This window comes from Ruminococcus sp. AF17-12 (assembly GCF_003479245.1).
Lineage (GTDB): Bacteria > Bacillota > Clostridia > Lachnospirales > Lachnospiraceae > Blautia_A > Blautia_A fusiformis.
Window position 1 is genome coordinate 21212 of sequence record NZ_QUGY01000003.1, and the last position, 14107, is coordinate 35318.

Sequence of the window (14107 nt, forward strand, 5' to 3'; positions counted from 1 at the left end):
TTTTTTCACTCATCATTATATAATAATGCCAAAAGGAGGGGTAAGAATTGTTTTCTATTACTGCAAAATTTAAAGAACACTCTATAAAATTTCGAATTCTTGTCATCGTTCTTCCAGTTGTGATCCTCAGTTATATCATTTTGTTATCTTCTTTTTATATGATTTATGTAAAAGAATCCCGTAACAATATTCTTCTGGAACATGAAAAGAATACTCTGTCTATCGCCCAAAATACAGCCAGTTATTTTTCCTCACTGAACTCCAACATTGATCTGCTGCTTTACGGAACAGAAATTCAGTCTCTGATCCATTCCTATGCAGATAAAAAGCTCAGTCCGGAAGAAGTTCAGTCCCAGTGTAACACCCTTTTCTCCACATATCTTTTAGGTGCTCAGTCTAAAATTCAACGGGTTTATATTGTTCTGACCGATAATGGGATCATTTCCAATCAGACTATTTATAATTCCACCCTGGAACAACAGGAGCAAAAACTGGAGCAGCTCAGTGAGTATCTAAAACAACCAAAGGGAACTCTCTGTTATTACTATTCTCCAAAGGAACCTTATACCATCACTGCTGCCAAAAATATTTTTGACATTCAGAAACCGGAAAAGAAGATCGGTATTTTACTGACTGAGATCAATATCCGGTTTATGGAGGATATGATCACGGAGCATCAGGATTCTGAATATAGTTATTATTCCCTTTTTCAAAATAGTGACCTGGTATATACAACTTCCCCCTATGCCCCATCCGTCACAGCCAGCATGAATATGAATTATCACTCCCACAGGGGGAATAGTAATTTTTATGCCATCCGCTATTCTGTAAACGATTTCTTACAAATCGGAGGGCTTCTCAACACAACCGGCGCATTTCATTCGATCAATCGTGTATGGCGTCAGCTACTGGTTATTTCCATATTTTTTCTCTTGATACTGATTTTCGCTGTTATTCAGATTTCAAGAACCATATCCCAGGAATTTCAGGTTTTTATCACTAAGTTAAAACAAACTTCTGTTGCCGATGAAACCGCCCTGATCCACACAGTTTCCAGCAACGAATTTTCTAAGCTGACAAAGGAATACAACCATATGCTCCTGCGCCTTCAGGAATCCGGAAAGAAGATCACGGAACAACAGATTCTTCTGAAAAACGCAGAGCTGAAAACGCTTCAGGCACAGATCAACCCACATTTTCTTTACAATACCCTGGACTGTATCTCAAGCCTGGCATCTCTTGAAAAAACAGCGCAAATCACAGATATCGTTCCAAAACTGGCTAATATCATGCGAATGAGCATCAAAGGCCCTGATCTTCTTACTATTTCAGAAGATCTTAATTACGTAAGAGAATATTTGGATATTCAGAAAATGCGTTTCCAGGATCGGCTTCTTTTTCTGATCGAATGTAACGATCCCATGGAAGATCTGTATATCCCAAAACTGATCATACAGCCGGTCGTTGAAAACGCTATCATACATGGTATCAGTGAATCTGTGGAAAATGGCTTTCTTTCTATTCAATTATTTACTTTTAAAGACGATGTACTGATCAAAGTCTATAACACCGGCCCCCTGTTTTCTCACCAGGTAATTGAAAAGATTCACTCTGTATCACAAACTTCTTTTTCCGACCAGAAAAGCATTGGGCTTATAAATATTCAGATGCGGCTACGGTCCCAATTCGGAAATTCCTATGGACTGCTTCTTGAAAATATGGAAGACCGTACTTCTGTATGTGTTACGATCCGTATTCCACAAATACATCAAAGGGAGGACCTAACAAAATGAAAATTCTGATCGTTGATGATGAAAAGATCATCCTGGAAAAACTTAAAATGTATATTTCACAGATTTTTACAGAAAAAGAGAATATTTTTACTTCTGACAATGCAGCAAAAGCACTGGAGATCATATCCTCCCGGCAACCAGATATCATTCTTACGGATATCCGTATGCCTGGAAAAGACGGCCTGTATATTTCTTCTTTCGTGCATAATAATTTTCCAGATAAGATCGTAATACTGATTACCGGTTTTTCTGATTTCAAGTATGCACAGACAGCGATTAAAAACCATGTTTTCGATTATATCCTAAAACCAGTAGACGAAAATGTCCTGAAAGAATCCGTATTGAAAGCTATACATACTATCACAGAACGGAAAAATCAGGCGATCATGCGCAAAAAATATGAATCCTATCTAAAAGAAAATATCAGAAATCTTCAAAAAGATTTTTTTGAACGATTGCTTTTCAGGAACACCACTTCCCTTTCTTCTTCTTTTCATGAAGAAGTCACCATGCTCCGCCTGGATCATATTAAAAGCTATTACCTTTTATACTGCAAATGTTCTACAACAGTTTCAAAAGATCTGGAAAAAGAATATTACTTTACGCATATCGCCGAACATTATCTTCAGGAACAGATTCCGGGAGCTCTTATTTTTTCTTATGGAAACGCTTTGTATTCCTTATGTCCGGACATTGATGAAAAACAACTTACAAAAATAACTAATTTCATACATGGGGAACTAAAAAAGAATCACGTTCTCATGTCCGCAGCCATCAGCAGTCACTCTGAGAATCTGTCTGAAATTCCCCTGCTTCGAAGCCAGACTGTAGAAATTTTTAATACCCTGAAAAATTCCAGTCATTTTGTCATGCTCTACCGTGATCTGGAAACCAACCCCGTTGCTGTCATGTATGAAAAATCCAACTATTTTCAGGTTCTTCTCAATTCCCTGTCTTCCGGTGACAAAACAATGATTCAAAGGCATTTTGATGAGATCTCCCAGTTTTTCACCCGGCAAACTCCTGATGAGTTCAACAGTTTCATGTATAGTTTTATGACTCTTTTTCTTTCTTTTTTTCAGTCAGCTTCCACGGAACTGTCAGATTCGGTACGTCAGATCACCAAAACACAGAAAGAGCTTTTTTCAACCTCCTCACTTCCGGAAAAAAAGACTGAAATATTTCAGGACTGGATGTTTCAGATTGCAGGCCTTCTGAATACTGATAAAATTAATAAAAACAACTACCTGACCAGTCAGCTGATTGAATATATCCGCGCAAATTATGAAAAACCTCTGAGCCTATACAGTATCGCCGATGAATTTAACCGAAGTACTCCTTATATCAGCAGACTGATCAAACAGACAACCGGCAAAAATTTTACGGATCTTCTTACCGATCTGCGTATCCAGAAAGCTAAAGAATTGCTGAAAACTTCTTCCTATCACGTAAATGAGATATCCCACATGGTAGGATATCCCAATTTTCGTTACTTCAGCCGTATTTTCAAGCAGCAAACTGGTATGACTCCCAATGATTATCGGAAGATTTCCTGCCGTTTTCACTGAATTTTTATACTGCTTCCCACACCATCCCCACCACATTTTTTGGTGACGATGATCTTATTTTCGATCCGTTCCTTCAGTTCTGACACATGTGAGATAATTCCTACCAGACGTTTTCCGTCGGCCAGACTTGTCAGGGCTTTCAGGGCCTGTTCCAGGGATTCCTCATCCAAGGATCCGAATCCTTCATCTACAAACATGGAATCCAGCCGGATTCCCCCGGCTGAAGCCTGGATCTCATCGGAAAGTCCCAGCGCCAGGGATAACGATGCCTGGAAGGATTCCCCACCGGACAATGTCTTTACGCTTCGTTCCGTTCCGTTATAGTGATCAATGACATTCAGATCAAGACCTGCTTTTTCTTTCTGATTTTTGCTTTGTTCCTGGCGTTTCAGCTCGTACTGGCCGCTGCTCATGGTCATAAGACGGAGATTGGCTCTTCGCAGGATCCGGTCAAAATATGCCATCTGGATATAGGTTTCCAACTCGATCTTAGATTTTCCGTTCAGTTTTCCGTTTGCTGTATCCGAAAGATTTTTCATCCAGACATATTCTTTTTCCGCCGCAGTCATTTCCGTCTGACGTACCTGCACTTTCTGATATATTTCCTCATTTCCCTTCTGAACAGAAAAAAGTGCTTTTCGTTTTTCCGAAAGCTGTGTTTTCTCTTCCCTAAAACGGCTGTACTGCTCTCTGAGCGCATCCTCATCTACTTCTCCGATTTCTTTTTTCTGCTCCTCAAAGTTTTTTACAACCGCTGTTATTCTTTCCTTTTCCGCCCGGATCTCCTGTAATTTCTGTTGAGCTCTTCTGCTGCTTTCTTTCAGCTCTTCATACAGCTTCCTCTGTGTTTTTATTTCCTGTTCCAGAGATTCTTTTCCACCTTCTCCGATCTCTTCGTTCAGCTCATCCACTTTCTGTGCTTTGTTCTTCCTCTCTGTTTCCAGACGTACGATGTCCTGTGCAGCTTCATTGATAACTCTTCCCAGTTCTTTCAGAGTCTTTTCTCTTTCTATGATCAGCTTCTCAAGATCCTGTTTCTGTTTTGCTTCTTTTTCCTTTCCCTGAACTTTTTCTGACAGGCAGCTGAGCATATCCTGTATCTGTCTTTCAAATCCTGCAGCTGTGTTGTCCGTCACTTCTCCATTTCCTGCCACCAGACTTTTCTGAATCAGTTTTCGGATCTCTTCTGCTGTTATCTGCTGCTGCTTTTTGTTTTCCACGTCTCTTGTCTGAAGACCGGCCTGTTTTCTGTCACATTGATTTTTCTCTTCCTGTAACTGAACGATCTCTGTTTCCAGCTTTTCGATCCACGTTTCTGTTTCGTTCTTCTTTTTTTTACGTTCTATTGCTATGCGAATCTCTTCCTCGCTGTCTGCCAGCTGCTTTTCACATTGGTCCTGTTTTTCTTTCAGCAAAGGGATCAGCTTTTTCCATTCCGTCTCATGTAAAAGCTCTTGTGCCTCCCTCTGGATCTGATGCCATAATGTTTTCTGGCGTTCTTTTCGTTTTCCTGCTTCCACACTCTGCGTATTTGCGTCATTCTCCAGTCTGTCCAGTTTTTGTTTCTCTCTGTCCAGGATTTCCTGATCCACAACCTGTCCTTTGGGAAGTATTCCCGGACGCGGATGCTCGAAAGAACCACATACCGGGCATGGGCAGCCCTCTTTCAGTTCCTGCGCCAGGAGCCCTGCCTGCGCGTCCAGAAAACTCTGAAACAGTTTCTGGTAAACTTCTCTCTGCTTTTGTACTTTTTCAATGGAAATCTTATATTTTTCCTGCTGCTCTTTCGTGGCATTATAAGCCCCTTGAAACTCCTTAACCAGAGCAATCAGTCCTTCTAATTCTTTCTTTTTCCGAAGCCCTTCTGTCTTTTTCGTCTCTGCCTTCTGAAGTTCCAGCTCCGCGCTGTCCAACAGCGCCTTGTCTTTCTTTTGCTGCTCCAGCTCTTCCTTCTGCTGCGTTTCTTTCCGGATGATTTCTTCCTGCCATCCATCTATCTGTTTCTGTTCTTTTTTGATCTCTTCTTCCGTCAGCAGACAGCTGTCATAGCTTCGTTTTTCACTGTCCAGTTTATCGTACTCAAACTTGTATTTTTGTAGTTCTTCTCCTGCATCTGCCAGTATTGAAAGGCGTTTTTTTTCTTCCTCATCTTTTTTCTGCAAAAGCTGCTCTTCGGAAATATCCTTCTCTTTTTTTTCACTGACTGTTTCAAGCTTTCCTTCGATTGTTTCCAGCTCTTTTTTCAGCTTTTCCAGCTCCTGATATTTTTTCAGCTTTTCTTCTTTTTCACGGATCCTGATTCCAAGCTCTTCACATCTGTGATCTGCATCTTTATATTTTTCCGCCTCTTCTACTGCAAGCTGTAGAAGTGGTGTTAATTCTTCCAGATCTTTTTCCGCTTTTTTCTTTTTCAGCTCCAGATTTCGTTTCTGAGCCACAAGATTTTGTGCCTCTTCTGCTTTTCGTATATCCTGATTAAGCGAGTCTTCTTTTTCCCGGAGCTCTTTTTCCTGTGCTTCACCATATTCCAGAAACTGCTTCAGAAGTTCCAGACTCCGCTCCAGTTTTCCCTCGAATTTTATCTTTTTCAGTTCGTCAAATTCCTCTGCCTCCTGCCATGAAGCAGTCTCCGTTTTCACTCCATCCAAATACTGGGCAATACTGCGGCGCATTTCATCATATTCCTTATATCTGGCTATTGACGCATCCTTAAGTTTCATCTGAATCTGCTGATAAAGTCCTGTGTGAAAGAGCTGTCGGAAGATCTCTCCTCTCTGTGTAGTTCCTGCCAGAAGTAATTTCTGGAAATCCCCTTGGGCGATCATTGCGATCTGTGTGAACTGATCATAACTCAGTCCCAGAAGCTGTTCCACTGCCGCAGTAACATCTTTTGCCTTTGTCACCGGCTGACGTTCATCCGGATAGATCAGCTGTGCTTCAGCTTTTCTAAGAGTCTGTCCGGTGCCTCTTTTTTTCGGAGCCATATATTCCGGACTCCGGCGCACGTGATAATTTTTCCCCTGATAGGAAAAAACAAGCTCCACAAAGGTCTCTGTGGAAGGCTCTGCATATTTGCTCCGAAACATGGCCGGATCTCTTACCTCTCCACTGGCTCTTCCATATAACGCAAAGGTGATCGCATCAAAGATCGTGGTTTTTCCCGCTCCGGTGTCACCGGTGATCAGGTAGAGACCTCCCTCTCCAAGCTTTGAAAAATCAATCTCTGTTTTGTCCGCATATGGCCCGAAGGCACTGATGGTCAGTTTTTTCGGTCTCATTATTTCACCTCCTGGATCTTACGGATCAGGTCTTCGGAATATTTCCGCTGTTCTTCATTCATGGGCTGGTTATTCTGCAGTTCAAAAAATTCCTCAAAATATTCCAGCTCAGATTTCCTTTTCACCGTTTCTGTGCCTGCGATCTCCTGGTTTTCTCTTGTGCGTCGGTTATCATATTCCAGCCTCATCAGATTCGGATAAATAGTACGGAGCTTCTGCATTCCATCTACGATATCTTCTTCATCTGTCAGCGTGATCTGCACATAATCCTCTGTGTTTGTGTCCTGATAACCGGACAGTGATGTGATTTCCATGTATGTGCCCTTCAGTTTTCGCATATCCCGTAGAGGCTTCAGCGGAATCTCCCTGATCTTGAGATTTCCTTTTTCCAGGAGCTCCACAACTGTCGCGGATTTCTGCTGTCCTGCCTCGGAAAAAGAATATTTCAAAGGAGTTCCGCAGTAGCGGATGTGCTCGCTTCCCACATTCTGAGGACTGTGGATATGACCAAGTGCCACATAGTCAAAATCCCGGAACACATCTGCCTCCACCTGGTCGATACCTCCAACGGAAATCTCTTCAGAATCGCAGCGCATTGCACCGACCACAAACTGATGGGCGATCAGTACATTGCGATGACGTTTATCAATCTCCATATGTGCAACTGCCGCCTGCACGGCCTCCTGGTAGGTACGGATCTCATCCACCTCTTCTTCTCCTTCCAGCCCGTGCCTCACAGTTGCCGGACGCACAAATGGAAGCAGATGGATCCACACTTCTCCATAGCTGTCCGTTAAACAGTACTTTTCTGTTTTTCCATCGTATACCGGGGTCATGCAGATCCCACTGCTACTCATGATCTGTGAACCGAAAGCGATCCTTTCCGCACTGTCATGATTTCCGCTGATGGCATACACCGGAATCTTCCTTTCTGCCAACTGCGTAAGAAACCGGTCAAAAAGCTGCACGGCTTCCGCAGACGGAACCGGTCTGTCATAAAGATCCCCCGCAAGAAGAACCCCGTCCGGTGCTTCTTTATCAATGATCCTCAGGATTTCATTCAAAATATATTTCTGATCTTCGATCATGGAAAACTCATTGACACGTTTTCCCAGGTGAAGATCTGATAAATGGATCAGTTTCATCGATCACCTGCCACTCAAAATGTGATTAAACATACTCACATCGAGATAATGCGGATTCTCACGAATACCGCTTACTGTTTCTTTGTGTATGCTTTTGAGTAACCGGAGTTATCTCTACTCACAGATCCTAAGTACACTCCACAGTCGTTAATTCCCGAAATAGCCTTCGGTACATACTTACGTTTGCGGGATCATGCAACTTCGTAAGTCTCTGCATCTCTCAGATTCCGTGCTGCATTGAGATCTCTGTCCTCAATATATCCACATGTGCATCTGTAGATCCTGTCTGAAAGTTTCAGATCTTTTTTAATACAGCTGCAGCAGTGGCAGATCCTTGAAGATGGATACCATCGGTCAACTACCCTCAGTTCGATTCCATATTCAGCACATTTTATTTTCAATTTTGTCCGGAATTCATAGAATTTCTGGGACGCAACTGCTTTTGAGAGATGCCGGTTCTTCATCATCCCGGATATGTTCAGATCCTCAATCGTTATATGAGACGGCTTGGTTTTCACTATCTCAGATATTACCTTGTTGATATGATCTGTACGGATATTTTCTATCCGATGATGAAGTTTCTGTACTTTAAGCTTTTGTTTGCATATATTTGCTCTTTGAGTGGACTCTCCTTTCTTTAAGTTCTCATATTTACGGGAAAGCTTTCGCTGTGCCCGTCTTAATTGTTTCTCAAGTTTTCTGATCCGTGCTGTTTTATTGATATTTCTGTATACAGTTCCATTTGACACAACCGCAAAGTCTTTCAGCCCCAGATCGATTCCGATCCCATCAGTGAAATTTCCATCTGCTTCCGGAGCAGGTATATCGACAAGTGCAGACACATAATATCTGCCTGCTTTCATGGAAACTGCCCCGCTTCGGATCACAAATCCATCCTTAGAGGCCGGAATGTAACCTTTTTCTTTCAGCCTTACCCAGCCAAGTGTTGGGATCTTGATCCTGTGACGTTCACAGAGACAGTCTTTGGGATTATTCTTTACAAAATACATTTTTACATCAGATCTTCCTTTTTTCTTATATCTCGGGAAACTACTCTGATGATGAAAAAATCTTGAAAAAGCGGTACAGGCATTTTCGATTGTATTCTTTACCGATTTGGAACTGACTTCTCTGATCCAGAAATATTCCGGATGCCCTGGAAGGTATTCATTGTTCAGCCATACACTGAACGACTTGCCGCTCATAAATCTTTCACCGGCATCATAACGTTCTTTATTATGAAACAGGTAGAAATTATAAATATATCTGCATGTGCCGATTGTCTTATGTATTTTGATCTTCTGCTCTTCTGTAGGATCGATCTCTGTCTTGAAGCTCTTCAGCAATCTCCTCATCCTTTTCTATCTGTTTTTTATACTTACGAAGTCCATATAATCTACAGGAAAACACATGAAGGATGGAAATAATATCCTGTACAAGTTCTTCCTGTGGTGACAGTTCTTCATTGTTCACCACCAGTATCGTTGTGTGGAATCTCATGCAAAATCTTTCAAACCATTCGTATCCAAAACGGATAAATCTGTCTTTATGCGTGATCACTATGGTTTTGACCTTCTGCTCCATGACTTCGTCCAGTAATCCATTCCATTTCCTGCGGTTATAATCAAGTCCGCTTCCATAGTCTTCAATGCACTGGTCTACGATCATTCCTCTGGCATTACAGAACTGACGCAGAAATGCTGTCTGATTTTGAAGATCATCCCTTTGGTTTTTGGTAGATACTCTTGCATAAATAACAACTTTTCGTTTATCATGTTCTATATTTATACCTTTAAATTGAAGATACTGGTCATATGTGTAATAACGCCTGTCTGTTGGAGTTCGGTTTGCTTTTAAGATTCCCTCTCTGTCCCATCTCTGAAGCGTTTTTACAGAAACACCTAATAATTCAGCAAAATCTTTTGGTTTATAATTTGTGATATTTGATGTGTTCATAATATACCTCCATAAGTATATTTAAACACATTTAATATCTTTTTACAATATATTTAGTTACTTATATCATCCTCCTGCGCTTACCCAGCCTCCGAACAGTTCCGGTGCAAGGTCGATCTCACAGGCATCCAGCACATCTTTTAGCTGTGAAGGATTGCTGACACCGGTTACAGGCACAGTCTGGAATGGCTGATTGAAAAAGTATGCCAGAGACAGGGCCTGCAGGCTGTGGCCAGTTTCTTTCTGCAGCTTTAACAGCTTCTGATAGGTGCGAAGGTTTGTCTCGTTCCAGTAGGATCTTTTCATACTTTCTGAAAGACCTGTGATCTGTGTTTCCTTCTCCCGCATCCAGGATGCATCCACCTCTGCATCTGTACAGGAAAGCCCCATTTTCTGAAGTTTTGAAAAAAATCCCATTGCAGTGGAAGAAAACGGAACGGCAGCAGCGCCTGTCTCACAGTGCCACTGATATTCTTCTCTGGAAAACTCCACAAGTGTAGGATCCGGATTTGTATTTCCTCCGGGATTGATTCCTGCAAGACTCCACTGATTGGATACTGCTGTGATCCCTGAAAGATTTCGTTCTCTCAGACACTGAGCAATTTCTTTCAGCCTCTCTGTGCGGTAATTGGAAAATCCATAATAACGGATCCGGCCTTCTTTTTTCAATTCTTCCAGAATATCCACGATTTCCTCCGCCGGTTTCTCCGGATCATCTCTGTGAAGCCAGTAAAAATCCATCTCATCTTTTCCCAGTGTGCGGCAGCTCTCATCCAGATCCATGCGGATATCTTCTTTGTTCACTCTGCTGCGGCCCGGATCCTCAAAGGAATAGTGCGCGCCCTTCGTTGCCACAATAACTTTTCCTTGCATGCCACTCTCTTTCAGCCATTTTCCTATAATCTGCTCACTGCAGTTTCCATGTCCTTTTAGCCATTTGCAATATACATTTGCCGTATCAATAAAATTTCCGCCTGCCCATACAAAGGCATTCAGAATCTCAAAGCTTTTTTCCAGGTCTGATTTATCTCCAAATCCTGCTGTTCCGAGGCAGATAGGACTGATGTTCAGATCTGTATTGTTCAGCTGCATATATTTCATCTACGTAACCTCCCGTATTCATATATATCTTTTTCTATTATAACTTTTTTCCGTAGATCCGAACAGTATATTTCCCAACTATCCATATACTATGGCACAAAAAAATCCTCCGGCACATGCATGCCGGAGGATTCGATATTCCGTTATCTTAACAATATGATTTATTTGTAAAGTGGTCCATAGTTCTTGCAAGCGCGGAAGTCTGCACCCTCTTTTTCCATACCGAATGCGTTCCAAGCTGCCGGACGATAGATATCCTTCTCAGGAACATTGTGCATGGATACCGGGATTCTCAGCATAGAGCACATTGTGATCAGGTCTGCACCGATGTGTCCGTAGGAGATCGCACCGTGGTTAGCACCCCAGTTGTTCATTACATCGTAAGCTGTTTTGAACGGTCCCTCTTTGCCATCGCATCTTGGAGCGAACCATGTACATGGCCATGTGTAGTCTGTACGTTTCCAGAGCTTGTCAGATACCTCTTCCGGAAGGGCTACTGTCCATCCCTCTGCGATCTGAAGAACCGGTCCAAGTCCTTTTACAAGGTTCAGACGGATCATAGTTGCAGGCATCTGAGCACGTGTTTCATAACGGCTGGAGTATCCGCCTCCACGGAAGTATCCGTTGTCGGCCATACACCACTCTGTGTTGTCCATGATCGCTTTCTGGTCTGCCTCTGTAACATCCCACCACTGTTTCATAACTGGTGTTCCGTCAGCCTCTTTAGCCTGTCCGTTAGCATCCAGGCAAGCAGCACCGGAGTTGATCAGATGAAGGAATCCGCCAGCTTCTTTGGCAACACCCTCAAGGTCATATCCAGTAGCTTTCTTAACTGCCTCTGGGCTCCAGTATGTACGAACATCAGCGAAGATCTGAGCACGTCCTGTAAGAAGTTTCATGAACAGCATTCCAAGTCCGTTGAGAACGTCGTTCTCTGTAGCAAGGATGTACGGCTCACGAGCGCCATTCCAGTCGAAGGATGTGTTCAGCATAGCCTCTGCGAAGTCACCGTTCGGATAGAAGTCTGTCCACTGTCTCTGGCCCTGGAATCCAGCTGCAAGAGCATTGTGTCCGATTGCTTCCTCGGAGAATTCCGGAGCAAGATTATCACAGCCGTTCATCAGCTCTTTGATGATAACTGCCATCTTAACAACAAACTCGAACTGCTCCTCTTTCTTCTCTGGTGAGAACTGAAGCTCTTCCGGGTTCTTGTCCCAGCCGATCTTGCAGGTCTCTTTTGCCCATTTGAGAGCTTTCTCAAACTCTTCGTGATCGTAGATACCCTCTGTCATACGACGGATGATCTCTACCTCATCAACAGACTCAACTCTCATTCCGAGATAGGACTCGATGAAATCAGAATCGATGATAGATCCGCCGATACCCATTGTTACAGAACCGATCTGCAGGTAGGATTTACCTCTCATGGATGCAGCTGCAACTGCTGCACGGCCGAATCTTAACAGTTTCTCTTTAACGTCTTCTGGAATGGATGTGTCGTCAGCTTCCTGAACGTCATGTCCGTAGATACCGAATGCCGGAAGGCCCTTCTGTGCATGTGTAGCAAGAACGGATGCCAGATATACAGCACCAGGTCTCTCTGTTCCGTTGAATCCCCATACAGCCTTGATGGTCTGTGGATCCATATCCATGGTCTCAGCTCCGTAGCACCAGCATGGTGTAACTGTAAGAGTGATATCTACACCCTCTTTACGGAATTTATCCGCACATGCGGCGCTCTCACCAACACGTCCGATGGTGGTATCAGCAATAACAACTTTTACAGGCTCACCATTTGAATATTTCAGGTTCTCCTCGAAAAGCTTTGCTGCGGATTTGGCCATGTTCATAGTCTGATCTTCCAGAGATCCTCTTACATCGAGGGCTCCTCTACGTCCGTCGATGGTTGGTCTGATACCGATAACCGGATAGCTGCCTACTAATCTGCTCTTTGCCATAGTAACAATTACCTCCTAAATTTATATTCACTATTATAACTTACAGTTTTTTCACGTTCCAACAACTCCTGTCCGAACTATGCTTTTATTATACGATTGCATCTTTTAAATTACTTGTGTTATAATAGCAAAAAACAGTACAATATTCACTTTTTCATATGAGTTCCTAAAAAATCTATAAAATTTAAGAAAGAAGGGTTGTATTTTGCACGATCTTGGAAGAAATGAGGACAGACTTCGAGGTACCTATGAATTTCCTTTTGAATTCCACCACATTGACAGCAGCCATCCACGCTATGTCATGTCCTACCACTGGCATGTAGAATGTGAAATCATGCGTGTATTACAGGGCACTCTCACCGTCACTTTAGACGAAAAAAGTTTTACAGCAAAAGCCGGAGATGTGATTTTTGTCAATAGTGGAGTTCTGCATTCCGGAATTCCTCAGGATTGTATCTATCAGTGCATTGTTTTTGATATGAACATGTTTCTGAAATTTAATTCCGTCTGCACAGAATATATGCAGAAGATCAGCCACCAGGAGCTGCTGATCTATCACCATTTCACCGAAAAGCAGCCTGATATCCAGAGAGCGGTGAACTCTCTTTTTGATTCTTTCTGGCAGAGGAAGCCAGGATATGAGCTGGTTGTGTTTGGACAATTTTACCACTTTTTCGGATTGGTTTTTGGTAATCATTACTACCTGGAAAGCCTGCGGAAAACCAGACGAGATTACAAGCGCATTGTCCAGCTGAAGCAGGTCGTGGAATTTATTGAAAAGAACTATGCCAGCCCCATTACCCTGCAGGAGCTTTCCGCTTCGGTTTCCATGTCTCCCAAATATTTCTGCCGGTTCTTTTCCGAGATGACGCATCAGACACCAATGGATTACCTCAACCGCCAGAGGATCGAGCAGGCCTGCTGCCAGCTGGCTACCACCGATGATTCCATCACAGAGATTGCCTATCGGAATGGCTTTAATGATCTGAGCTATTTTATCCGTACCTTCAAAAAGTACAAGGGGATCACCCCCGGCAAATATAAAAGACGCTGAAATATTTTTCCACGTCTTAATGGCACATATCAGAGTATTACATGACAAAAAGCAGGATCTCGCACATATTGCGGATATCCTGCTTTTTGAGGAATTGGGCTGTTTTATGTAAATACAGCTTTTTCGGCCTGGCGGAGAACAGTCATGCCGGAACGGATTCCCGTTTTGCAGACGGGCTATGTTCATGTCTTTATGAATACATGCTACTCTTCTGTATGAGAAAAAAAGCCGGCAGGGCAGATTTTCTGCATGAA

At 42.7% G+C, this 14107-nt stretch carries 9 protein-coding genes; 3 read left to right on the forward strand and 6 right to left on the reverse strand.

Annotated features, from left to right (window positions below; all coding sequences use genetic code 11):
- Nucleotides 1–47 precede the first annotated feature (47 nt).
- Nucleotides 48–1793 carry a sensor histidine kinase gene (locus DWW77_RS03780; protein WP_118608078.1) on the forward strand — a complete coding sequence of 582 codons (1746 nt, stop codon included), beginning with the start codon at nucleotides 48–50 and terminating at the stop codon, nucleotides 1791–1793.
- On the forward strand, nucleotides 1790–3361 hold the full coding sequence (locus DWW77_RS03790) for a response regulator transcription factor (RefSeq protein WP_182431187.1): 1572 nt from the start codon (nucleotides 1790–1792) through the stop codon (nucleotides 3359–3361). Before DWW77_RS03780 ends, DWW77_RS03790 begins: the two co-directional genes overlap by 4 nt.
- On the opposite strand, the gene DWW77_RS03795 is transcribed toward DWW77_RS03790, so the two are convergent.
- The 6 genes from DWW77_RS03795 to DWW77_RS03820 form a co-directional block, all read right to left on the reverse strand.
- Nucleotides 3355–6639, reverse strand: a complete 3285-nt coding sequence (locus tag DWW77_RS03795; RefSeq protein ID WP_022426844.1) for an SbcC/MukB-like Walker B domain-containing protein — start codon at nucleotides 6637–6639, stop codon at nucleotides 3355–3357. The two genes, DWW77_RS03790 and DWW77_RS03795, sit on opposite strands and share 7 nt — an antisense overlap.
- Nucleotides 6639–7784 (reverse strand): exonuclease SbcCD subunit D, encoded by a 1146-nt coding sequence (locus DWW77_RS03800; protein ID WP_021651526.1) that lies wholly within the window; start codon nucleotides 7782–7784, stop codon nucleotides 6639–6641. Before DWW77_RS03800 ends, DWW77_RS03795 begins: the two co-directional genes overlap by 1 nt.
- Before the next feature lie 191 nt (nucleotides 7785–7975).
- Nucleotides 7976–9130, reverse strand: coding sequence for an RNA-guided endonuclease InsQ/TnpB family protein (locus DWW77_RS03805; RefSeq protein ID WP_353616912.1), 1155 nt, complete (start codon nucleotides 9128–9130; stop codon nucleotides 7976–7978).
- Nucleotides 9069–9725 carry an IS607 family transposase gene (locus DWW77_RS03810; RefSeq protein WP_173740174.1) on the reverse strand — a complete coding sequence of 219 codons (657 nt, stop codon included), beginning with the start codon at nucleotides 9723–9725 and terminating at the stop codon, nucleotides 9069–9071. The genes DWW77_RS03805 and DWW77_RS03810 overlap by 62 nt, the downstream gene beginning before the upstream one ends.
- A gap of 81 nt (nucleotides 9726–9806) precedes the next feature.
- A complete protein-coding gene (locus tag DWW77_RS03815; protein ID WP_022426924.1) occupies nucleotides 9807–10841 on the reverse strand; it encodes an aldo/keto reductase in 1035 nt (344 codons plus the stop codon).
- 161 nt (nucleotides 10842–11002) lie between these two features.
- Nucleotides 11003–12799 (reverse strand): L-fucose isomerase, encoded by a 1797-nt coding sequence (locus tag DWW77_RS03820; RefSeq protein WP_015525941.1) that lies wholly within the window; start codon nucleotides 12797–12799, stop codon nucleotides 11003–11005.
- Between the two features lie 205 nt (nucleotides 12800–13004).
- Between DWW77_RS03820 and DWW77_RS03825 the strand changes: the two genes are divergently transcribed.
- Entirely contained in the window at nucleotides 13005–13853 is an 849-nt protein-coding gene (locus tag DWW77_RS03825; RefSeq protein WP_021651531.1) for an AraC family transcriptional regulator, read from the forward strand.
- Nucleotides 13854–14107: the final 254 nt, after the last annotated feature.

Excerpts from the sequence above, each read along its gene's own strand:
- DWW77_RS03800 (WP_021651526.1), bottom strand. The coding sequence starts at position 7,784 with ATGAAACTGATCCATTTATCAGATCTTCACCTGGGAAAACGTGTCAAT.
- DWW77_RS03790 (WP_182431187.1), top strand. The coding sequence starts at position 1,790 with ATGAAAATTCTGATCGTTGATGATGAAAAGATCATCCTGGAAAAACTT.
- DWW77_RS03795 (WP_022426844.1), bottom strand. The coding sequence starts at position 6,639 with ATGAGACCGAAAAAACTGACCATCAGTGCCTTCGGGCCATATGCGGAC.
- DWW77_RS03815 (WP_022426924.1), bottom strand. The coding sequence starts at position 10,841 with ATGAAATATATGCAGCTGAACAATACAGATCTGAACATCAGTCCTATC.
- DWW77_RS03820 (WP_015525941.1), bottom strand. The coding sequence starts at position 12,799 with ATGGCAAAGAGCAGATTAGTAGGCAGCTATCCGGTTATCGGTATCAGA.